The sequence below is a fragment of the Caballeronia sp. Sq4a genome (assembly GCF_023170545.1).
In the GTDB taxonomy this organism is placed as follows: Bacteria; Pseudomonadota; Gammaproteobacteria; order Burkholderiales; family Burkholderiaceae; genus Caballeronia.
Window position 1 is genome coordinate 1,756,701 of sequence record NZ_CP084250.1, and the last position, 21,142, is coordinate 1,777,842.

Sequence of the window (21,142 nt, forward strand, 5' to 3'; positions counted from 1 at the left end):
CTCAACCTCTTTCGCGCAACTGACTGTGCGCCTGATTACGCGGTAAGCGCCTCGGACGCCGCATGATGCGCGTGCCCGCCGACGAGACAGTGCTTGTGCTCGACGTGATATTCGAATTCGTTCCAGAAGTGCTTCAGCATGCCGCGCACCGGCATGGCCGCCGCATCGCCGAGCGCGCAGATCGTGCGGCCCATGATGTTTTCGGCGACGGAATTCAGCAGATCCAGGTCTTCCTTTCGGCCGAGGCCGTGCTCGATGCGATGCACCACGCGATACAGCCAGCCCGTGCCTTCGCGGCAAGGCGTGCACTGACCGCACGACTCCTCGTAATAGAAGTACGACAGGCGCAGCAACGAACGCACCATGCACCGCGTTTCGTTCATGACGATGACCGCGCCCGAGCCGAGCATCGAACCCGCCTTGGCGATCGAATCGTAGTCCATATCGGTCGCGAGCATCATCTCGCCCGGCACCACGGGCGCCGACGATCCGCCCGGAATCACCGCCTTGATCGACTCGCCGCGCACACCGCCGGCCAGTTCCATCAGTGTCGAGAACGGCGTGCCGAGCGGAATTTCATAGTTGCCCGGACGATTCACGTCGCCCGACACCGAGAAGATCTTCGTGCCGCCGTTGTTCGGCTTGCCGATTTCGAGGTAATTCTGCGGCCCGATTTCCAGCAGGAACGGCACGGCAGCGAACGTCTCGGTGTTGTTGATGGTGGTCGGCTTGCCGTACACGCCGAAGCTCGCCGGGAAAGGCGGCTTGAAGCGCGGCTGGCCTTTCTTGCCTTCCAGCGATTCGAGCAGCGCGGTTTCTTCGCCGCAGATGTACGCGCCGTAACCGTGGTGAGCGTACAACTCGAACGAGAAGCCGGAGCCGAGGATGTTCGCGCCGAGATAGCCGGCAGCGCGCGCTTCTTCCAGCGCCGCTTCGAACACCTTATAGACTTCCCAGATCTCGCCGTGGATGTAGTTGTAGCCGACGGTGATGCCCATCGCATACGCGCCGATGGCCATGCCTTCGATCAGCGCGTGCGGGTTCCAGCGAAGAATGTCGCGGTCCTTGAACGTGCCCGGCTCGCCTTCGTCCGAATTGCAGACGAGATACTTCTGCCCCGGGAACTGACGCGGCATGAAGCTCCACTTCAGGCCGGTCGGGAAGCCCGCGCCGCCGCGGCCGCGCAGACCCGACGCCTTCACGTCGGCAATCACCTGCTCGGGCGGAATCTTCTCTTCCAGAATGCGGCGCAGCTGCTTGTAGCCGCCGCGCGCAACGTAATCTTCCAGATGCCAGTTCTCGCCATTGAGGCCAGCGAGGATCAGCGGCTTGATGTGACGATCGTGGAGAGACGTCATTTCGAAAGTTCCTCGATCAACTGGTCGATCTTCTCGCGGCTCATGAAGCTGCACATGCGGTGGTTGTTCACCAGCATGACCGGCGCATCGCCGCACGCGCCGAAGCACTCGCCTTCTTTCAGCGTAAACTTGCCGTCGGGCGTGGTTTCGCCGAAGTCGATGCCGAGCTTCTGCTTGAGATACTGAGCAGCACTATCCGAGCCGCCGTCCGGACCGAGCTGGCAGGGCAAGTTCGTGCAGAGCGTGATCTTGTGCTTACCGACCGGCGCGAGCTCGTACATCGTGTAGAACGTGGCGACTTCCTGCACCGCGACAGGCGGCATGCTCAGATAGTCGGCGACGAACTTCATGAGTTCGGGCGAGAGCCATCCGTGCTCTTCCTGAGCGACAGCAAGCGCGGCCATCACCGCCGACTGCTTCTGCTCGGCGGGATACTTTGCGATCGCACGATCGATTTCTTTCAGGCCTTCAGCTGAGATCATTTTCAGACACGACTCTTTCAATTCCTACCGAACGAAAACCTGCCGCGGGCATCTTATTGCGGCAGACCTGGCGTCCTGCGGTTTCCTGTAATTGCTTCAACGCTTTGCGCTCGATTCAGCGCAACGGCGGCCCGGCCGACGAGCGCGCCGCGCGAGCGGACGACGGAATCAGCGATCAATCTCGCCGAACACGATGTCTTGCGTTCCGATGATCGTGACGGCGTCGGCGATCATGTGGCCGCGCGCCATCTCGTCCAGCGAGGCCAGATGCGCGAAGCCAGGCGCGCGGATCTTCAGGCGATACGGCTTGTTCGCGCCGTCCGACACGAGATAGATGCCGAACTCGCCCTTCGGATGCTCGATCGCGGCGTAGGTCTCGCCTTCCGGTACGTGGAAGCCTTCCGTGAAGAGCTTGAAGTGGTGAATCAGCTCTTCCATGTTGCTCTTCATGCCGACGCGCGACGGCGGCGCAACCTTGTGATTATCGACCATCACAGGGCCGGGATTCTTGCGCAGCCAGGCAATGCACTGTTTGGCGATACGCGTGGACTGACGCATTTCCTCGACGCGCACGAGATAGCGGTCGTAGCAGTCGCCGTTCACGCCCACCGGAATGTCGAAGTCCAGTTGGTCGTAGACTTCGTACGGCTGCTTCTTGCGCAGATCCCATTCGATGCCCGAGCCGCGCAGCATCGCGCCGCTCATGCCGAGCTGCAACGCGCGCTCCGGACTCACCACGCCGATGCCCACGAGACGCTGCTTCCAGATACGGTTGTCGGTGAGCAGCGTTTCGTACTCGTCGACATAGCCGGGGAAGCGATTGAAGAAGTCTTCGATGAAGTCGAGCAGCGAACCTTGACGGTTCTCGTTCATCTTCTCCAGCGCCTTCGCATTGCGAATCTTGGAGACCTTGTATTGCGGCATTGCGTCAGGCAGATCGCGATACACGCCGCCCGGACGGTAGTACGCCGCGTGCATGCGCGCGCCCGAGACCGCTTCGTACACGTCCATCAGGTCTTCGCGCTCGCGGAACGCGTAGAGGAAGACCGCCATCGCGCCGACGTCGAGCGCGTGCGAGCCGATCCACATCAGGTGGTTCAGCACGCGCGTGATTTCGTCGAACAGGACGCGGATGTACTTCGCGCGGATCGGCACGTCGATGCCGAGCAGCTTTTCGATCGCCATCACGTAGGCGTGCTCGTTCGCCATCATCGACACGTAGTCGAGACGGTCCATGTACGGCACGGACTGAATGAAGGTCTTGGTTTCCGCGAGCTTCTCGGTCGCGCGATGCAACAGGCCGATGTGCGGATCGGCGCGCTGGATCACTTCGCCGTCGAGTTCGAGCACGAGGCGCAGCACGCCGTGCGCGGCAGGGTGCTGCGGGCCGAAATTCAGCGTGTAGTTCTTGATGTCTGCCATGACGCTCTCTTAATGTTTCAGACCACCATAGCGATCTTCGCGGATCACGCGCGGCGTGATTTCGCGCGGCTCGATCGTCACAGGCTGATACACGACGCGCTTCTCTTCCGGGTCGTAACGCATTTCGACGAAGCCCGTCACCGGGAAGTCCTTGCGGAACGGGTGGCCGATGAAGCCGTAGTCCGTGAGAATGCGGCGCAGATCGGGGTGGCCTTCGAACACGATGCCGTACAGGTCGAATGCTTCGCGCTCGTACCAGTTGGCCGACGACCAGATATCGACGAGCGACGGAATGATCGGCACTTCGTCGTCCGGAGCGAACACGCGCACGCGCAGGCGCCAGTTGTTCGAAATGGAGAGCAGATGCATGACGGCCGCGAAGCGCGGGCCTTCGTAGACGCCGTCGCCGAACGTCGAATAGTCCATGCCGGCGAGGTCCATGAGCTGCTCGAAGCCGAGCGAGCGATCGTCACGCAGCCGGGTCGCGACTTCAAGATAATGGGCCGCCTTCACGACGACCGTCACCTGACCCAGCGACTCGGTGATGTTCTGGAGACGGTCGCCAAACGCCGCCTCAAGGTTCGCTTTGAGGGTCTCGAGTTTGCTTGCCATAGTTGGGGAGGCTCAGGCCTTTATTGACGGGCGATGGTGTTCGTGCGGCGAATCTTCGCCTGCAGCTGGATCACGCCGTAGACCAGCGCCTCGGCCGTCGGAGGGCAGCCCGGGACATAGACGTCGACCGGAACGATACGGTCGCAGCCGCGCACGACGGAGTACGAATAGTGGTAGTAGCCGCCACCATTCGCGCACGAACCCATGGAAATGACCCAGCGCGGCTCGGCCATCTGGTCGTACACCTTACGAAGCGCGGGCGCCATTTTGTTGCACAGCGTGCCGGCGACGATCATCACGTCGGACTGGCGCGGGCTCGGACGGAACACCACGCCGAAGCGGTCCAGGTCGTAACGGGCGGCGCCCGCATGCATCATCTCGACCGCGCAGCACGCGAGACCGAACGTCATCGGCCACAGGGAGCCGGTGCGCGTCCAGTTGATCAGCTTGTCAGCCGTGGTGGTGACAAAGCCTTCCTTCAAGACCCCTTCGATACTCATTTGATTTCCACTCCAGATGAGCAGCCAGCCAAAGCCGCCCATGAATCCGGTGATCTACCCGTCATTCCCAGTCGAGACCGCCTTTTCTCCAGATGTAGGCGAAGCCGAGCAGGAATTCGAGCAGAAAGATCATCATGGCCATGAAGCCGGGCCAGCCGATGTCGCGCAGGGCCACGCCCCACGGAAACAGGAACGCCGTCTCAAGGTCGAAGATGATGAAAAGAATTGCGACGAGATAGTAGCGCACATCGAACTTCATACGCGCGTCTTCGAATGCTTCGAAGCCGCATTCGTACGGGGCATTCTTTTCGGTGTCGGGCTTGTTGGGACCGAGAATCTTGCCGATGCTGACCAGCGCTATACCTAAACCAAGGCCCACCAGAAGAAACAAGAAGACGGGGTAATAGGGTGCGAGGTTCAAGGCTTTCCTCTGATCGGTAGTTTCGGTCAGTGATGATTGAGATGCTTGCCGGGACAGACCACCCGGCGACGGGATTCACTTGGGACCGCTCACGATATCAACGATATCGTAAGGGTACTCCAGAAGTGACAATGCCAGCCGAAGCGATGCATGCGGCTGGCATTGGATAACTTTTGGTGCCGACGGCGAGACTCGAACTCGCACAGCTTTCGCCACTACCCCCTCAAGATAGCGTGTCTACCAATTTCACCACGTCGGCACTGTACTGCAATCCGGGAAAACAAACTTCTTAATTGCCGCGAATCGCTTCAAGACTTGAATTATAACTAGGTCCCACGAATTGTTCAACGCACAAAACACGAATTTCGCGAAAATTTGTTTTGGGCGTTTATTTCGGCACGTCGGCGCCCGGCGCGGATGACGCAGGCGCAGCCGATGCCGGCGCAGCAGCAGGAGCCGATGCGCTCTTTCCAGCCGCAGCAGGCGCTGAGGCAGACGTCGGACCAGCACCCAGCACACCGGCCGATGTCTGCGGCTTGTAGCTGCCCAGATAAGTCAGCGCGAGCGTCGTGATAAAGAAGATCGCAGCAAGAACCGCCGTGGTACGCGAAAGAAAGTTCGCCGAGCCGGTCGCGCCAAACAAACTGCCCGACGCGCCGCTGCCGAACGCCGCGCCCATGTCGGCGCCCTTTCCGTGCTGAAGCAGCACGAGCCCGATCACGCCAAGCGCCGACAGCAACTGGACGACGATAATCAATGTCTTCAAATACAGCATTTCAACTCACCTGGATCTTGATGTTTCCGTGACACTCACGTGTCGCGACATGCTCTTTCGACTGCTCTCGCCGCGAACCGCTTATTGCAACACGCTTCGCGCCGCCTGGCAGATCGCAAGAAAATCTTTCGACTTCAGCGACGCGCCGCCAATCAGCCCGCCGTCGATGTCTTGTTGCCCGAACAATTCCTGCGCGTTCTCGGGCTTGACGCTGCCGCCATAGAGCAGCGGCACTTCGGCTGCGGCGGCACACTTCTCCGCCAGCTTCTTGCGCAGGAACGCGTGAACGCACTGCGCCTGGTCGGCCGTCGCGCTCTTGCCGGTGCCGATCGCCCAGACCGGCTCATACGCGACGACAATGCGCGCCGCCTGCTCTTCGTCCAGCATCAGCAGCACCGCATCCAACTGGGCGCCGATGACCTGCTCCGTCGCCTCGCGCTCGCGTTCGTCGAGCGTTTCGCCGACACAGACGATAGGCGTCAGTCCCGCCTCGAGCGCTCGCCGCGCTTTCGCTCCGACTTGTTCCGGCGTTTCGTAGTGGTACGCGCGGCGCTCCGAATGCCCGACGATCGCGTAAGTCGCGCCGAAGTCGAGCGTCATTTCGGCCGCGACTTCACCTGTGTACGCACCCTGTGCATGCGCCGACACGTCCTGCACACCCCAGCGCACCACCGACCCTTCCAGCAGCGCCTGCGCCTGCGCGAGATACGGATAGGGCACGCACACGCCCACGTCCACGCCGTTGCGCAAGGCCGATGCCCCCGACGCCACTTCGGTCAGCAGAGCCGCGTTTTCCTGCATGCGGCCGTGCATCTTCCAGTTGCCGACCACCAGTTTCGCTCGTTGTCTCGACATTGTCTCGTCACTCGGCGGCTTGCGACGGCCGCTTTAGTTATAGCGGCCGTGCCATTCAATCAGCCGCCGCGTTATGGGAATGAACCGCTACAAACTGCGAACTGCTTGCAAAACAGGCGATTTTACTGTGTTACAGATAACTCGGTCAAACCGCCGATAACCGATTCGCGTCTATGACGCGCTTTGTTGCCCGTTTTCCGTCCAGTCAAGGACGATCTTGCCGACATGCGTGCTGCTTTCCATCAGCGCATGCGCGGCGGCCGCCTCGCTTGCCGGGAACACCTGGTGAATGACCGGTTTGATGCGCCCTGCCTCGATCTCCGGCCAAACGCGTTCCTTCAGCTTCGCGGCGATCTTCGCCTTGAACGCCACCGGACGTGGACGCAGCGTCGAGCCGGTGATGACGAGCCGGCGACGCAGAATGTCGTTGAGATTGATTTCCGCCTTCGCGCCGCCCAGGAGCGCGATCACGCAGATGCGCCCGCCATCGGCGAGCGCCTTCAGCTCGCGCGGCAGATAGTCGCCCGCGACCATGTCTAGAATCACGTCGACGCCGCGATCGTTCGTGAGCGACCTCACCACTTCGACGAAATCCTCTGTCTTGTAGTTGATCGCCCGCTCGGCGCCGAGCGTCTCGCACGCGCGGCACTTTTCGTCGCTGCCCGCGGTCGCGAACACGCGAAAGTTGAGCGCGCGCGCAATCTGGATGGCCGTGACGCCAATGCCGCTCGATCCGCCTTGGACGAGCAGCGTCTCTTCCTCGCCGTTTTCGCCCGAGCCGAGATGCGCGCGTTCGAAGACGTTGCTCCACACCGTGAAGAACGTTTCCGGCAGCGAGGCCGCTTCGATATCGGACAGGCCTGCTGGTACCGGCAGGCATTGCTCCAGCGGCGCAACCGCGTACTCCGCGTAGCCGCCGCCCGCGAGCAGCGCGCACACGCGATCGCCCTTCTTGAGCCCGAACGGGTTGTGCTTCGAATCGAGGTCGCCGTCGACGATTTCGCCCGCCACTTCCAGCCCCGGCAAATCGGACGCGCCCGGCGGCGGCGCATAGGCGCCCTTGCGCTGAAAGACGTCCGGCCGGTTCACGCCGGAAGCCGCCACCTTGATGAGCACCTCGCACTTGCCGGCTTCGGGCATCGGGCGCTCGCCCAGCTTGAGAACTTCGGGTGCGCCAAACTCGGTGATTTCGACGGCCTTCATAACATTCCCCTGAATGGGCATGGCGGGATGGATCGATCGAACGGCTCGAACCGGATGGCGCTGCGCACGCGATGAGCAATCCACGCTCCACAGTGCCATCGAGTCCGGCGACGCATCGGACAATGCATAGTCCCGCATCGTCCAATTGACGCCCTACAAGAAAACGGCCGGCTCGCAGATGCGGCCGGCCGTCTACACATTACCGCATTACTGCTGCGGCTGCGTCGGTTCGGTTTGTTGCGCGGCTTCGTTCAGGAGCGCCTTGGCCGACAAACGCACGCGGCCCTTTTCGTCCGTCTGGATGACCTTGACCTTCACGACCTGGCCTTCCTTCAGGTAATCGTTGATGTCCTTCACGCGCTCGTTGACGATCTCCGAGATGTGCAGCAGACCGTCCTTGCCCGGCAGGATATTCACGATTGCGCCGAAATCGAGCAGCTTCAGCACCGGACCTTCGTACACCTGGCCCACTTCCACTTCGGCCGTGATGTTCTCGATGCGCTTCTTCGCCTCGGCCATGCCTTCGGCGCTCGTGCTCGCGATGGTCACGACGCCGTCGTCCGAAATGTCGATGGTCGTATTCGTCTCTTCGGTCAGCGCGCGGATCACCGAACCGCCCTTGCCGATCACGTCGCGGATCTTTTCCGGATTGATCTTCAGCGTGATCATGCGCGGCGCGAATTCCGACAGTTCCGTGTTCGTGCCCGGCACCGCCGACGTCATCTTGCCGAGGATGTGCATGCGGCCTTCCTTCGCCTGCGCGAGCGCGACCTGCATGATTTCTTTCGTGATGCCCTGGATCTTGATGTCCATCTGCAGCGCGGTCACGCCTTGCGCCGTGCCGGCCACCTTGAAGTCCATGTCGCCCAGGTGGTCCTCGTCACCGAGAATATCGGTCAGAACCGCGAACTTGTTGCCTTCGAGGATCAGGCCCATTGCGATGCCGGCGACGTGCGCCTTCATCGGCACGCCGGCGTCCATCAGCGCGAGACAGCCGCCGCAGACGGAAGCCATCGACGACGAACCGTTCGATTCCGTGATTTCGGACACGACGCGAATCGAGTAGCCGAATTCGTCGGCGCTCGGCAGGCACGCGACGAGCGCGCGCTTGGCAAGACGCCCATGGCCGATTTCACGGCGCTTCGGCGAACCGACGCGACCGGTTTCGCCCGTGGCGAACGGCGGCATGTTGTAGTGGAGCATGAAGCGCTCGCGGTATTCGCCTTCGAGCGCGTCGATGTTCTGCTCGTCGCCCTTGGTGCCGAGCGTCGCGATCACGAGCGCCTGCGTCTCGCCGCGCGTGAAGAGCGCCGAGCCGTGCGTGCGCGGCAACACGCCCGTGCGGATTTCGATCGGGCGCACCGTGCGCGTGTCGCGGCCGTCGATACGCGGCTCGCCGTTCAGGATCTGCGAGCGGACGATCTTCGCTTCGATATCGAACAGGATGTTGCCGACGGTGGCCGCATCCGCTGCTGCCGTGCCCGACGCCGCCGCTTCCTCGGCGAGCTTCGCCGACGTTGCCGCGTAGACTTCCTTGAGCTTCGTCGAGCGCGCCTGCTTGTTGCGCAGCTGGTACGCGGCTTCGAGTTCCGGCTTCGCGATTTCGGTGACGCGCGCGATCAGCGCCTCGTTCTTCGGCGCCGGCTGCCAGTCCCACTCGGGCTTGCCGCCGTCGCGGACCAGTTCGTGGATCGCGTCGATCGCGGCTTGCATCTGCTCGTGGCCGAACACGACCGCGCCGAGCATCACTTCTTCCGAAAGCTGCTGCGCCTCGGATTCAACCATCAGCACCGCGCGCTCCGTGCCCGCGACGACCAGATCGAGCGCCGATTCCTTCATCTGCGCGCGCGTCGGGTTCAGCACGTACTCGTTGTTGATGTAAGCGACGCGTGCAGCGCCGACCGGGCCGTTGAACGGCAGACCGGACACGGCGAGCGCAGCGGACGCGCCGATCAGCGCGGGAATATCCGCCGGGATTTCCGGATTCAGCGACAGGACGTGGATCACGACCTGCACTTCGTTGTAGAAGCCTTCCGGGAAGAGCGGGCGCAGCGGACGGTCGATCAGGCGCGAGATGAGCGTCTCGCCTTCCGACGGACGGCCTTCGCGACGGAAGAAGCCGCCCGGAATCTTGCCGGCGGCGTAGGTCTTTTCCAGATAGTCGACGGTCAGCGGGAAGAAGTCCTGACCCGGCTTCGCCGTCTTCGCGCCGACGACGGTCGCGAGCACCACGGTGTCTTCGACATCGACGATCACCGCGCCGCTTGCCTGACGCGCGATTTCACCCGTTTCCAGGCGGACGTTGTGTTGTCCCCACTTGAACTCTTTGACGATCTTATTAAACATTGCGACTCCTTCTATGTTGCGCCGCGCCTTCGGTCGAGCGCGTGAGCTGTCTCTGCGGCGCTGGCGGGACGGTCCCGGGCCGCGCGTGAGAGGTGTGTTATGCCATTCCAGTGCGGCGCGCGGAGGGCCGCGGGGCCGCGCTGGAATGACACAAAGCTCTGCCGCGAGGCTGGACCGAGTGTCGGGTAAAACGTATGACTGCCGAGAACGACTAACTACGAAGTGCCGGCCGATGAAACCGATCCGGCACCACTTCGCGAGCGGATCGCGCAAAAACAAAATGCCTGCATCAGCGAACTGACACAGGCACTTCGTTAGAACACTGGCCGCGAAGCCACGCCAGGGGCCAATTACTTGCGCAGACCCAGCTTTTCGATCAGCGAGCGGTAACGATCCGCATCCTTGCCCTTCAGGTAGTCGAGCAGCTTGCGACGACGGCTGACCATGCGCAGCAGACCGCGGCGGCTGTGGTGATCCTTCGTGTGGGCCTTGAAGTGGATGGTCAGTTCGTTGATGCGGCTCGTGAGCAGTGCGACTTGCACTTCGGGGGAGCCGGTATCGTTGGCGCCGCGCGCGTATTCAGCGACGACGTCGGACTTCTTGATTTCTGCTACGGACATTTGCTTTTCCTTTGATACAGACAGGCGGTCACGGAAGAAAGGCCGTGCCGTGGTTTGCGTCGACAGGCCCAACTCGACAACTCGCCGAGTCGCGCCCAATTCACTTCGTTTCTGAGGTTTGCGCGCCTTGCGAACGCCGCTTCCAGCCAAAAACGAAGCGCAGAGTATAGCACACCGCGCTTCGCCGAGCGGACGGCTCCACGCGCTCAACGCGACGGGCGCGTCATTTTGCACGTGGTCGGAGGCGCCGTCTCGGCGGCGGGCACGGACAGCAGCGTGCGAAAGCCGTAGCCGGAACCTTCGTTGTCGAACCGCACGCCCGGCGTGCCGGCCTCGTCCATCTCCATCACGTAGAGCGGCTGAATTAGCTGATGATCCGACGCGCGCATGGTCGATGGATGAAAGCCGGCGCCGTCGAACTGCATGCCTTCGAGCGCGCGCGCCACGGCGAGCGGGTCCGCGCTGCCGGCGCGCGTCATGGCGTTGGCGAGCATGTCGATCATGAGCGGCATGCGCAGCACGAGGTAATCGTCGGAGGCGGCGGGAAAGCGCGCGCGGAACGCGCGGTAATACGCGTCGGAGGCCGCGCCGCCCGCGTTCGGATGCCAGTCGGCGACGGCGATCACGCGCTTCACGCCGGCATCGCCGAGCGCGGCGGGCGCGCCCAGACTGTTGCCGTAGAACGTATAGAACTTCGCGCCGAGCCCCTGCTCCCGCGCCGCCTTCACGAGCAGCGTCAGGTCGTTGCCCCAATTGCCGGTGATGACGGCATCCGCGCCGCTCGCGCGAATCTTCGCGATATACGGGGCGAAGTCCTTCACGCGCCCGATCGGATGAAACTCGTCGCCCGTGATCGCAATGTCGGGCCGCTTTTCCTGCAGCGCGCGCCGCGCCTCGCGGCTCACGTCGTGGCCGAAGCTGTAATCCTGATTCAGCAGATAGGCCTTCTTCACCGCGCGGTCGCGTTGCAGCGCGTCTGCGAGCGCGTCCATGCGCATGCCGGCGTGCGCGTCGAAACGGAAGTGCCAGAAACTGCACGCGTCGTTGGTGAGCGCGGGATCGTCGGCGGAATAGTTCAGGAACAGCACGCGGTGGTCCGGCTCGCGCTCGTTCTGCTTGTCGATGGCCGCGACGAGCGCCGCCGCCACCGCCGAACTGTTGCCCTGCATGACGAAGCCGATCTTCTCGTCGATGGCCGCGCGCAACTGGACGAGGCTCGCCTCGCTGCTGCCCTTGCCGTCGAGCACGACGAGCGCGAGCGGATGCATGCCGTCCGCCAGCTTCACGCCGCCTCGCGCATTCACCCGCTCGACGCCGAAGCGCAGATTGCGCTCGACGGCCGCGCCCGCGTTGGCGAACGGACCGGACATGCCTTCGATCATCGCGAGCTTGATGGGCGCAAGATCGGCGGCGCCGGCCTTCACTGCACACGTCAAGGCTACGCACGTCAACGCGATCCGCAGCCACCGCGCACGCGACTTCATGAGACTGAGGCTTGCCATCGCTCTTTCCGAAGATCAAAGCGCGGATCATAGGCTGCGGCGCGGGCGCGATGCAAGCCGGCGCGACGCATGGTTCTTGCGCCGCATGTCAAAATCGGGCAAAGCGAAGAACAACCCTCGCCATCGCGAGGAACCTGCACGTGGAGGCTTCAATGCTGCACTCACTCAACCGTCTGCGCGGCGCGCTCGTCTGCGCCGGGACGGCGTTGCTGCTCGCGGGTTGCGCGCAGCCGTGGCAGAACTATCAGGCAGGCGCGGATGCCTCGACGATCATCGCCCGCCTCGGCCCGCCGCGCGAAGTCTACGACCTGCCGAACGGCGGCAAGCGGCTGATGTGGCCGACGCAGCCGCTCGGCGAATTCACGACCGCAGCGGACATCGACGCCTCCGGCAAGATCGTGAGCGTGCGGCAGGTGCTCGACGAGAACGAGTTCTACAAGGCGCAAATCGGCACCTGGACCAAGAAAGACGTGCTCGTGAACTTCGGCCGGCCGGTGGAGACGTCGTATTACCCGCTGATGAAGCGCGAAGTCTGGACGTATCGCTACATGGAGGCGAACTTCTGGTACTTGATGTACAGCTTCTATTTCGACGATGAGGGCGTCCTGCGCCTGATGCAGAAGTCGCCCGATCCGCTGCACGATCCCGATCGGCGCAGCCTGTTCTGACACGCGGCGCACGCAAAAAAGCCCTCCGAGGAGGGCTTTCGCGTTCTTGCGACTGTCCGCCGATCAAAGCTGCGGATTGAGTTTTTCGACCTTCGAATGCAGCTTGTTGAGCGCGGCGATATACGCCTTCGCCGAAGCGGCGACGATATCCGGATCCGTGCCGACGCCGTTCACGATACGCCCGCTCTTCGACAGACGCACCGTCACTTCGCCCTGCGCCTGCGTGCCGGTCGTGATCGCGTTGACCGAGTACAGCACGAGTTCAGCGCCGCTTTCCACCTTCGACTCGATCGCGTGCAGCGTCGCATCGACCGGGCCGTTACCGCGCGCTTCGCCCGTCATCTCCGTGCCGTCCACGGCGAAGACCACGCGTGCCTGCGGCTGCTCGCCGGTCTCCGAGTGCTGCTTCATCGAGACGAAGCGGAAATGCTCCTTCGCCTGCGCTTCCGGCGATTCTTCCGAGACGATCTGCATGATGTCTTCGTCGAAGATTTCCGCTTTGCGATCCGCGAGATCCTTGAAGCGCGCGAACGCGGCGTTCACGTCCGCTTCCGATTGGAGCGTCACGCCCAGTTCTTCGAGGCGCTGCTTGAACGCGTTGCGGCCGGACAGCTTGCCGAGCACGATCTTGTTCGCGCTCCAGCCCACGTCTTCGGCGCGCATGATTTCGTAGGTGTCGCGCGCCTTCAGCACGCCGTCCTGGTGGATGCCCGACGCGTGCGCGAACGCGTTCGCGCCGACCACCGCCTTGTTCGGCTGCACGACGAAGCCGGTGATCTGCGAGACGAGCTTCGACGTTGGCACGATCTGCGTCGTGTCGATGCCGAGTTCAAGCCCGAAGTAATCCTTGCGCGTCTTGACCGCCATCACGATTTCTTCGAGCGACGTATTGCCCGCGCGCTCGCCCAGGCCGTTGATCGTGCATTCCACCTGACGCGCGCCGCCGATCTGCACGCCCGCGAGCGAGTTCGCGACCGCCATGCCGAGGTCATCGTGGCAGTGGACGGAGAAGATGGCCTTATCCGAATTCGGGATGCGCTCGCGCAGCGTCTTCACGAGGTTGCCGTAGAGTTCCGGCACGCCATAACCGACCGTATCCGCGATGTTGATCGTGCGCGCGCCTTCGTCGATCACCGCTTCCAGCACACGGCACAGGAAGTCGATGTCCGAGCGGCTGCCGTCTTCCGGCGAGAACTCCACGTCGTCGGTGAACTTGCGGGCGAAGCGCACCGCGAGCCGCGCCTGTTCGTACACCTGCTCCGGCGACATGCGCAGCTTCTTTTCCATATGCAGCGCGGAGGTGGCGATGAACGTGTGAATGCGGAAGCGGTTCGCGGGCTTCAACGCATCGGCGGCGCGCTGGATGTCCTTGTCGTTGGCGCGGGCAAGCGAGCAGACCGTGCTGTCCTTCACGAGCGAGGCGATCGTCTGAATGGCGTCGAAATCGCCGTTGGAACTGGCGGCGAAACCGGCCTCGATCACGTCGACCTTCATGCGCTCCAGCTGCTTCGCGATGCGGATTTTCTCCTCTTTCGTCATCGAAGCGCCGGGGGACTGCTCGCCGTCACGCAAGGTCGTATCGAAGATGATCAACTTGTCTGCTGCCATGTTGGGCTCCTGTGGGGAGATTTATCGATTGTTGGGAATATCGAGATAGAACGACAAAACGGAATCCGGGTGTTCGCGCCACCGCTGGCGTCGAAAACCTTGAACGAGCAGACGGGAGGCGAGACAGATCAGCGCGGTAGGCGCGCTAGTAGCGATAGTGCGCGTAGAAACGCACCAGCCGAAGAAGACGAGAGGAGGAACAGAGAAATGTTCATTCGAAAACTATAACGGCTTTCGAAGACGCGTGCAATGAGGCTTTACGATCGAATCAATAGCCTGCTTGCCGACGACGCCACAAAGCAAAAAGCCTGCATTCGCGAGAACGCAGGCTTTTGCGATGAGCGTGTAAAGCGATAAGTCGATCAGTAACCGCCGAGGGTCGCGCTCACGCGCTGACGCAATTCCGTGCCGTCGTTGAACTGCGCGTTCTCGATGCGGCGCGCGCCCGTGAAGCGCTTTTCCCAATAGCCGTTTTCCATGTCGTCGACGCGGATCGTGCTGCCGGTGGACGGCGAATGCACGAACTTGTTGTCGCCGATATAGATACCGACGTGCGAGAACGAGCGGCGCATGGTGTTGAAGAACACGAGATCGCCCGGCTTCAGATCCGACACGCGGACCTTCTCGCCGACGCGGCTCATTTCTTCGGCGCGGCGCGGCAGCGTCATGCCGAGCGTGTCCTGAAACACGTAGCGCACGAAGCCGCTGCAATCGAGTCCGGAATCCGGCGTGTCGCCGCCCCAGCGATAGCGCACGCCGATCATATTGAGCGCGCCAACGACGACGTCGCCTGCCTTGCTCGCTACGCCGGAGAAGAACGCTTTCGCGCCGCGCGGTGCGCTGGCTGTGTCCGCCGTGGCGGCGATAGCGGCCGTGTCGGTTGCTTTGGAAGCGGTGGAGATGCCGTTGCCGGCGTTTTGGCTATTACTGCTGACTTCGTCGGCGAAAGCGCCGGAAGTGGTGGTCATCAGGAGGCCGAGCAACATGCCCGCGGCAGCGCGCGCACATGTCTGAGTCAACGTGAGTGGTTGCATCGGTCGGTAGGTTTTACAATTAAAGACTGAAAAATCAGTGAGATATGTGAAAGTTTGAACGCATACTAGCCACAAAGTATTTAACTGTCAAAAGAAATAGGAAAATACAATTGAGACGGACACGCAATTGACGAAAAAGAAAGAATTTTAGGAATTCAGGGCTGCCGCCAGTAGCTTTCGTGTGTATTCGTCGGAAGGATTCGCAAAAATCTTCTCTACTTCACCAGCCTCGACGACATTTCCATCTCGCATGACCGCGACGCGATGCGCCATCGCGCCGATCACCTGTAAGTCGTGGCTAATAAACACATATCCCAGGTTGTGCTTCTTCTGAATGTCGGCAAGCAGCGCCAGAACTTGAGTCTGGATTGAGACATCGAGCGCGCTCGTCGGTTCGTCGAGAATGAGAATGCTGGGTTCCAGCACGAGCGCGCGCGCAATCGCGATGCGCTGCCGCTGTCCGCCCGAAAACTCGTGCGGATAACGCGTGAGCGCCGTGCGGTCCAGCCCGACTTCGCGCAGCACGGCAATCACCTTGGCGCGGCGCGCGGCGGCATCCAGTTCAGGGCGATGCAGCGCCAGCCCTTCGCCGACGATGCGCTCCACCGTCTGGCGCGGCGACAGCGAGCTGAACGGGTCCTGAAACACGACCTGCAGATTCGAGCGCAGCACGGTCTTTTCGCGTCCGCGAAAATCGCCGAGCGCCCTGCCCTGAAACTGCACGCTTCCATGCGAGATGCGCTGCAAGCCGAGCAGCGCCATCGCGAGCGTCGATTTCCCGGAGCCGGATTCCCCGACGATGCCGAGCGTTTCGCCCTGCCGCACGGAGAGCGTCACGTCGTCGACGGCCCGGAAGCGACCGCGCCCGAACCATCCCTGAAAGCCCGGGAGCCGCGTCGGATAGTCGACGCGCACGTCTTTGGCATCGAGCAGCACGGGCGCGATCGGCAGCACCGGCAGCACGCGCCGCTCGGGACGGCTGTTCAGCAGGCGCTGCGTGTACGGGTGCTGCGGCGACTCGAAAATCGTGTCGACCGCGCCACTTTCGACGAGCACGCCCTTCTCCATCACCGCCACGCGCTCTGCAAAACGCCGCACCAGATTCAGGTCGTGCGTGATGAGCAGCACGGCCATGCCGCGCTTCTCGGCCTCGTCGCGCTGAAGTTCCAGCAGCAGTTCGACGATCTGCGCGCGAATGGTCACGTCGAGCGCGGTCGTCGGCTCGTCGGCGAGCAAGAGACGCGGGCGGCACGCCAGCGCCATCGCGATCATCACGCGCTGGCGCTGGCCGCCCGAAAGCTGGTGCGGATAACTGTCGACGCGCCGCTCCGGTTCCGTGATGCCCGTGCGCGCCAAGAGCGCGATGGCGCGCTCGCGGGCTTGTCGCGCGGTCGCGCCGTCGTGAAGCTGAATCGTTTCGCCGATCTGATCGCCGACCGTGTACAGCGGATTGAGTGCGGTCATCGGCTCCTGAAAGATCATCGCGATGTCCGAGCCGCGCAGGCCGCGCATCTCGCGTTCGCTTTTTGCGAGCAGATCCTCACCGGCGAAGCGGATGGCGCCCGTCATTTCGGCGTCGCGCACGAGACGCAGCACCGACAACGCCGTCACGCTCTTGCCCGAGCCGGATTCGCCGACGAGCGCGACGCGTTCGCCCGCGCGAACGTCGAGACTCACGCCGTCGACGGCGAGCGTGTCGCCGAAACGCACGCGCAGATTGTCGATCGACAAGAGCGGCGCGCTCATTGACCGCCTCCGGCCTTCACCGCATCAGCGATGCGCGTGTCGAGCGCATTGCGCAGCGCATCGCCCATGAAGGTAAGCAGGAGCAACGTCGCGACCAGCACGCCGAAGGTCGAGACCGAGATCCACCACGCGTCGAGATTGGCCTTGCCCTGCGCGAGCAGTTCGCCGAGCGACGGCGTCGGCGGCGGCACGCCGAGCCCGAGAAAGTCGAGGCTCGTGAGCGCGAGAATCGCCCCGCTCATGCGAAACGGCAGGAATGTGATGACGGGCGTCAAGCTATTGGGCAACACATGTCGCCAGATGATCTGCCAGTTGGACAAGCCCATCGCGCGGGCGGCGCGCACGTAGTCCTGCGTGCGGTTGCGCAGAAACTCGGCGCGCACGTAATCCGACAGGCCGATCCAGCCGAACAGCGACAGCAGCACGATGAGCAGGATCAGGCTCGGCTCGAAGATCGACGCGAAGATGATGAGCAGATAAAGCTCCGGCAACGCGCTCCAGATTTCGATCAGCCGCTGCCCGGTTATGTCGATGCGTCCGCCGAAATAGCCCTGCACCGCGCCCGCGACCACGCCGAGCGCGGTGCCGATGGCCGTCAGCACGAGCGCGAACAGCACTGACACGCGAAAGCCGTAGAGGAGCCGCGCGAACACGTCGCGGCCGCGGTCGTCCGTGCCGAGCCAGTTTTCGCGCGACGGCGGCGCCGGGTTCGAGCCCTTCGAGAAGTAATTGAGCGTGTCGTAGTAATAGTGATTCGGCGGATAGATCGCGAAGTTGCCCGGCGCGTTGAAGCGGTCGCGCACGAACGGATCGAGATAATCCGCGGGCGTCGGGAAGTCGCCGCCGAAGGTCGTCTCCGCGTAATTCTTCACGAGCGGAAAGTAGAACTGCCCCTGATAGCGCACGACGAGCGGCTTGTCGTTCGACCACAGCGGCCCCGCGAGGCTGATGACGAACGCCGCGACGAATACGACGAGGCTCCAGTAGCCCAGCCGGTTGCGTTTGAAACGCTGCCACACGCGCCGCCCGGGCGTCATCGAGACTTCGGGGCGCAGTGGCTGGCCGTCTGTTGCGGTCGCGGCGCGGCGCGACGATGCGGCTCGGTTCAAGTCAACGCTCCAGTTGCTCGAATTGAATGCGCGGATCGACCCATACGTAGCAAAGGTCCGAGATGAGCTTCGTCGCGAGGCCGATCAGCGTGAAGAGATACAGCGTGCCGAGCACGACGGGATAGTCGCGCCGCACGACCGATTCGTACGAAAGCAGCCCGAGGCCGTCGAGCGAAAAAAGCGTCTCGATCAGCAGGCTGCCCGTGAAGAACGCGCCGATGAACGCCGCCGGAAAACCGACGATCAGCGGCAAGAGCGCATTGCGGAACACGTGCTTCCACAGCACGCGCCGCTCGCTCAGGCCCTTCGCGCGCGCGGTGAGCACGTATTGCTTGCGGATTTCGTCGAGAAACGCGTTCTTCGTCAGCATCGTGATGATGGCGAAGCTCCCGACCACCGACGCCACCACGGGCAACGTGATGTGCCACAGATAATCGAGGATCTTCCCGCCGAGCGAGAGCGTCGCCCAGTTATCCGAAGTCAGATTGCGCAGCGGGAACAGTTGCCAGAACGTTCCGCCGCCGAACAGCACGAGCAGCAGCACGCCCAGCACGAACCCGGGAATCGCAAAGCCGATCAGGACGATAAGACTCGTCGCGACATCGAACTTGGAGCCGTTCTTCACGGCCTTCGCGATGCCGAGCGGCACCGATATCAGATACGTGATGAAGAACGTCCATAAGCCGATGCTGATGGACACCGGCAGCTTTGACACGATGAGCGACCACACGCTCTGATGCCGGAAGTAGCTCTCGCCGAGATCGAAGCGCGCGAACTTGCCGAGCATCAGGAGATAGCGCTGGAGCGGCGGCTTGTCGAAGCCATAGAGCGCCTTGAGTTGCGCGATCTGCTGCGCATCGACGCCGGTGTGCGAGCGCATGCCGAACGCCGCGCCGCCTTCCGCGTTGCCGCGCCGCAGGTCGTGAACGGCCTGCTCCACAGGACCGCCCGGCACGAACTGGATCACGACGAAGGTCAGCGTGAGCACGCCGACGAGCGTCGGGATCATCAACAGAATGCGTTTGAGGATGTAGCTCCACATCGCGTCGTCCTTATTTAGATACCGCCGCGGGCTTCTGCCACCACGTCGAGAGCACCCATTCGTCCGCGACGTAATAGAGCGGCAGCGTCGACGGATAGCCGAGCGTGTTGCGGTACGCGACCCGGTGCGTCGCCGAGTACCAGTGCGGAATCACGTAGTAGCCGTTCATCAGGACGCGGTCGAGCGCGTGCGTGGCGTCCACGAGCTGATCGCGCGTCTGCGCGGACACGACCTTGCGCAAAATCGCGTCGATGGCCGGCGACCTCACGCCCGCGAGGTTATCCGAGCCCTGCTCGTCCGCGTACTTGCTGCCGAAGCGCGACACCTGCTCGGTGCCGGGCACCTGCACGTCGGGCAGGCGCACGCTCGTCATGTCGAAGTCGAACGCATCGAGGCGCTTCTGGATCAACGCGTAATCGACCGTGCGAAAGTTCATCGTGATGCCGAGCTTCTGCAGGTTGCGCCCGAACGCGGCCGCGACCGGCTCCATCGACGCGCCGCCGCCCGTGTCGTCGAGTATCTCGAACACGAACGGCTGGCCCTTCGCATTGCGCAGCGCGCCGTCGCGATACGTCCAGCCGGCTTGCGCCAGCAACTCGCGCGCCTTGATGAGATTCGCGCGCAGCGAGCCGGGCGGATCGGTGTCGGGCTGCTTCGGCATCTCGCCGAAAACCGCGGGATCGAGCTTGTTGCGCAGCGGGTTCAGGATCGCGAGCTCGCCTTCGCTCGGCATGCCTTTCGCCTGCAAGTCCGTGTTGACGAAGAAGCTGTCCGTGCGCTTGTACTGGTTGAAGAACAGTTGCCGGTTGAGCCACTCGAAGTCGAGCGCGAGATCGAGCGCCTGCCGCACGCGCACGTCCTTGAAAAGCGGCCGGCGCAGGTTCATGAAGAAGCCCTGCATGCCGGTGCCGTTGTGATGCGGAAACTCGCGCTTGATGAGCTCGCCGCTATCGAAGCGCTTGCCGATATCGCGCCGTACCCAGCTTCGCGCGACATTTTCGACGAGCACGTCGTACTCGCCGGCCTTGAACGCTTCTAGCCGCGCAGTGGCGTCCGAATACAGCTTGTAGTCGATGCGCGCGAAGTTGTGCGTGCCGACGCGCACCGGCAGCGACGCGCCCCAGTAGTGCGGATCGCGCTTGTAGGTGATCGTGCGGCCATTGTCGAACGAGTCGATCCGGTAATCGCCGCTCGCGATCGGCTTTTCGAACGCGAGCTGATCGAACGGAACGCGCGTGCCGTCGGGCCGCAGCCCCCATTTGCGCGAGAACACCGGAATGCCGCCCGCGAGCAGCGGCATTTCGCGCGTCGCCACTTTGTATTCAAAGCGGATCGTCAGCCGATCGACGACGACCGCCCGCGCGATCTGCCCGAAGTACACCGAAAATTGCGGCGCGGCCTTCGGACTCTTGAGCGTCTCGAAGGAGAACTTGACGTCTTCGGCCGTGACCGGATCGCCGTTATTGAAGCGCGCCTTCGGATTGATGTGGAAGGTCGTCGAGAGACCGTCCGGCGCCACGTCGATATTGTCCGCGAGCAGGCAGTAGGCGCTCGCCACTTCGTCGGAACTTCCTGTCGTCAGGCTTTCGAACATGAGCCCGAGGCCCGGCGCGGGATTGCCTCGCAGCGTGAACGGATTGAACTTGTCGAAGCTCGTCAGGCGGCTCGGATTGGCGAGCACCAGCGTGCCGTCGCGCGGCGCGTCGGGATTCACGTAATCGAAGTGCTTGAAGTCCGGCGGATACTTCGGCTCGCCGTACTGCGCGTAGGCGTGCGCGGCGAACGCCGGGCTGCCCGCGAAGAAGGCGACCCAGGCAATGCAGGCGGCGAGCATGAGCG

The 21,142-nt window shown here is 62.8% G+C and carries 19 protein-coding genes and 1 tRNA gene; 1 reads left to right on the top strand and 19 read right to left on the bottom strand.

Going from position 1 to position 21,142, the window contains the following annotated elements; genetic code table 11:
- Positions 1-35 precede the first annotated feature (35 nt).
- The 13 genes from nuoF to LDZ24_RS08410 all read right to left on the bottom strand — a co-directional run bounded on the left by nuoF (position 36) and on the right by LDZ24_RS08410 (position 12,096).
- On the bottom strand, positions 36-1,358 hold the full coding sequence (gene nuoF, locus LDZ24_RS08350; protein WP_175944104.1) for an NADH-quinone oxidoreductase subunit NuoF: 1,323 nt from the start codon (positions 1,356-1,358) through the stop codon (positions 36-38).
- Complete coding sequence (gene nuoE, locus LDZ24_RS08355; protein ID WP_206466578.1) at positions 1,355-1,840, bottom strand: NADH-quinone oxidoreductase subunit NuoE; 486 nt, start codon at positions 1,838-1,840, stop codon at positions 1,355-1,357. The genes nuoF and nuoE overlap by 4 nt, the downstream gene beginning before the upstream one ends.
- Before the next feature lie 168 nt (positions 1,841-2,008).
- The gene (locus tag LDZ24_RS08360) at positions 2,009-3,262 is read right to left on the bottom strand and encodes an NADH-quinone oxidoreductase subunit D (protein WP_175944108.1); all 1,254 of its coding nucleotides are present in this window, start codon (positions 3,260-3,262) and stop codon (positions 2,009-2,011) included.
- A 9-nt stretch (positions 3,263-3,271) separates the two neighbouring features.
- On the bottom strand, positions 3,272-3,874 hold the full coding sequence (locus tag LDZ24_RS08365; RefSeq protein ID WP_248320048.1) for an NADH-quinone oxidoreductase subunit C: 603 nt from the start codon (positions 3,872-3,874) through the stop codon (positions 3,272-3,274).
- A gap of 20 nt (positions 3,875-3,894) precedes the next feature.
- Positions 3,895-4,374 carry an NADH-quinone oxidoreductase subunit B family protein gene (locus LDZ24_RS08370; RefSeq protein ID WP_006052903.1) on the bottom strand — a complete coding sequence of 160 codons (480 nt, stop codon included), beginning with the start codon at positions 4,372-4,374 and terminating at the stop codon, positions 3,895-3,897.
- Positions 4,375-4,435: 61 nt separating this feature from the next.
- Entirely contained in the window at positions 4,436-4,795 is a 360-nt protein-coding gene (locus tag LDZ24_RS08375; protein ID WP_040051564.1) for an NADH-quinone oxidoreductase subunit A, read from the bottom strand.
- Between the two features lie 174 nt (positions 4,796-4,969).
- Positions 4,970-5,054 (bottom strand) — tRNA-Leu (locus LDZ24_RS08380).
- A gap of 129 nt (positions 5,055-5,183) precedes the next feature.
- Positions 5,184-5,570: a preprotein translocase subunit SecG gene (secG, locus tag LDZ24_RS08385; RefSeq protein WP_248320049.1), complete on the bottom strand. Its 387-nt coding sequence runs from the start codon at positions 5,568-5,570 to the stop codon at positions 5,184-5,186.
- An 81-nt stretch (positions 5,571-5,651) separates the two neighbouring features.
- Positions 5,652-6,425 carry a triose-phosphate isomerase gene (gene tpiA / locus LDZ24_RS08390; RefSeq protein ID WP_248320050.1) on the bottom strand — a complete coding sequence of 258 codons (774 nt, stop codon included), beginning with the start codon at positions 6,423-6,425 and terminating at the stop codon, positions 5,652-5,654.
- Between the two features lie 171 nt (positions 6,426-6,596).
- Positions 6,597-7,628 (bottom strand): NAD(P)H-quinone oxidoreductase, encoded by a 1,032-nt coding sequence (locus LDZ24_RS08395; RefSeq protein ID WP_248320051.1) that lies wholly within the window; start codon positions 7,626-7,628, stop codon positions 6,597-6,599.
- 207 nt (positions 7,629-7,835) lie between these two features.
- Positions 7,836-9,974: a polyribonucleotide nucleotidyltransferase gene (gene pnp / locus LDZ24_RS08400; RefSeq protein WP_175944119.1), complete on the bottom strand. Its 2,139-nt coding sequence runs from the start codon at positions 9,972-9,974 to the stop codon at positions 7,836-7,838.
- Positions 9,975-10,324: 350 nt separating this feature from the next.
- On the bottom strand, positions 10,325-10,594 hold the full coding sequence (rpsO, locus tag LDZ24_RS08405) for a 30S ribosomal protein S15 (protein WP_175944121.1): 270 nt from the start codon (positions 10,592-10,594) through the stop codon (positions 10,325-10,327).
- Between the two features lie 206 nt (positions 10,595-10,800).
- Positions 10,801-12,096 (bottom strand): branched-chain amino acid ABC transporter substrate-binding protein, encoded by a 1,296-nt coding sequence (locus LDZ24_RS08410; protein WP_248320053.1) that lies wholly within the window; start codon positions 12,094-12,096, stop codon positions 10,801-10,803.
- A gap of 152 nt (positions 12,097-12,248) precedes the next feature.
- Here LDZ24_RS08410 and LDZ24_RS08415 point away from each other — a divergent pair, with 152 nt between their 5' ends.
- Positions 12,249-12,764: a hypothetical protein gene (locus tag LDZ24_RS08415; RefSeq protein WP_248320055.1), complete on the top strand. Its 516-nt coding sequence runs from the start codon at positions 12,249-12,251 to the stop codon at positions 12,762-12,764.
- A 63-nt stretch (positions 12,765-12,827) separates the two neighbouring features.
- Here LDZ24_RS08415 and LDZ24_RS08420 read toward each other — a convergent pair whose 3' ends face one another.
- The 6 genes from LDZ24_RS08420 to LDZ24_RS08445 all read right to left on the bottom strand — a co-directional run bounded on the left by LDZ24_RS08420 (position 12,828) and on the right by LDZ24_RS08445 (position 21,137).
- A complete protein-coding gene (locus LDZ24_RS08420; protein WP_248320056.1) occupies positions 12,828-14,372 on the bottom strand; it encodes a 2-isopropylmalate synthase in 1,545 nt (514 codons plus the stop codon).
- Between the two features lie 362 nt (positions 14,373-14,734).
- The gene (locus LDZ24_RS08425; RefSeq protein WP_248320057.1) at positions 14,735-15,406 is read right to left on the bottom strand and encodes a C40 family peptidase; all 672 of its coding nucleotides are present in this window, start codon (positions 15,404-15,406) and stop codon (positions 14,735-14,737) included.
- A gap of 147 nt (positions 15,407-15,553) precedes the next feature.
- The gene (locus LDZ24_RS08430; protein ID WP_248320058.1) at positions 15,554-17,152 is read right to left on the bottom strand and encodes an ABC transporter ATP-binding protein; all 1,599 of its coding nucleotides are present in this window, start codon (positions 17,150-17,152) and stop codon (positions 15,554-15,556) included.
- Positions 17,149-18,261, bottom strand: a complete 1,113-nt coding sequence (locus LDZ24_RS08435) for an ABC transporter permease (RefSeq protein ID WP_371747335.1) — start codon at positions 18,259-18,261, stop codon at positions 17,149-17,151. Before LDZ24_RS08435 ends, LDZ24_RS08430 begins: the two co-directional genes overlap by 4 nt.
- Position 18,262: 1 nt before the next feature.
- Positions 18,263-19,303 (bottom strand): microcin C ABC transporter permease YejB, encoded by a 1,041-nt coding sequence (locus LDZ24_RS08440; protein ID WP_206466579.1) that lies wholly within the window; start codon positions 19,301-19,303, stop codon positions 18,263-18,265.
- A gap of 10 nt (positions 19,304-19,313) precedes the next feature.
- Positions 19,314-21,137: an extracellular solute-binding protein gene (locus LDZ24_RS08445; protein ID WP_248322308.1), complete on the bottom strand. Its 1,824-nt coding sequence runs from the start codon at positions 21,135-21,137 to the stop codon at positions 19,314-19,316.
- Positions 21,138-21,142 lie beyond the last annotated feature (5 nt).

Excerpts from the sequence above, each read along its gene's own strand:
- LDZ24_RS08365 (WP_248320048.1), bottom strand. The coding sequence starts at position 3,874 with ATGGCAAGCAAACTCGAGACCCTCAAAGCGAACCTTGAGGCGGCGTTT.
- LDZ24_RS08425 (WP_248320057.1), bottom strand. The coding sequence starts at position 15,406 with ATGCAACCACTCACGTTGACTCAGACATGTGCGCGCGCTGCCGCGGGC.
- nuoE (WP_206466578.1), bottom strand. The coding sequence starts at position 1,840 with ATGATCTCAGCTGAAGGCCTGAAAGAAATCGATCGTGCGATCGCAAAG.
- LDZ24_RS08360 (WP_175944108.1), bottom strand. The coding sequence starts at position 3,262 with ATGGCAGACATCAAGAACTACACGCTGAATTTCGGCCCGCAGCACCCT.
- LDZ24_RS08370 (WP_006052903.1), bottom strand. The coding sequence starts at position 4,374 with ATGAGTATCGAAGGGGTCTTGAAGGAAGGCTTTGTCACCACCACGGCT.
- nuoF (WP_175944104.1), bottom strand. The coding sequence starts at position 1,358 with ATGACGTCTCTCCACGATCGTCACATCAAGCCGCTGATCCTCGCTGGC.
- secG (WP_248320049.1), bottom strand. The coding sequence starts at position 5,570 with ATGCTGTATTTGAAGACATTGATTATCGTCGTCCAGTTGCTGTCGGCG.
- tpiA (WP_248320050.1), bottom strand. The coding sequence starts at position 6,425 with ATGTCGAGACAACGAGCGAAACTGGTGGTCGGCAACTGGAAGATGCAC.
- LDZ24_RS08395 (WP_248320051.1), bottom strand. The coding sequence starts at position 7,628 with ATGAAGGCCGTCGAAATCACCGAGTTTGGCGCACCCGAAGTTCTCAAG.
- pnp (WP_175944119.1), bottom strand. The coding sequence starts at position 9,974 with ATGTTTAATAAGATCGTCAAAGAGTTCAAGTGGGGACAACACAACGTC.
- LDZ24_RS08445 (WP_248322308.1), bottom strand. The coding sequence starts at position 21,137 with ATGCTCGCCGCCTGCATTGCCTGGGTCGCCTTCTTCGCGGGCAGCCCG.
- rpsO (WP_175944121.1), bottom strand. The coding sequence starts at position 10,594 with ATGTCCGTAGCAGAAATCAAGAAGTCCGACGTCGTCGCTGAATACGCG.
- LDZ24_RS08410 (WP_248320053.1), bottom strand. The coding sequence starts at position 12,096 with ATGGCAAGCCTCAGTCTCATGAAGTCGCGTGCGCGGTGGCTGCGGATC.
- LDZ24_RS08440 (WP_206466579.1), bottom strand. The coding sequence starts at position 19,303 with ATGTGGAGCTACATCCTCAAACGCATTCTGTTGATGATCCCGACGCTC.
- LDZ24_RS08430 (WP_248320058.1), bottom strand. The coding sequence starts at position 17,152 with ATGAGCGCGCCGCTCTTGTCGATCGACAATCTGCGCGTGCGTTTCGGC.
- LDZ24_RS08420 (WP_248320056.1), bottom strand. The coding sequence starts at position 14,372 with ATGGCAGCAGACAAGTTGATCATCTTCGATACGACCTTGCGTGACGGC.
- LDZ24_RS08415 (WP_248320055.1), top strand. The coding sequence starts at position 12,249 with ATGCTGCACTCACTCAACCGTCTGCGCGGCGCGCTCGTCTGCGCCGGG.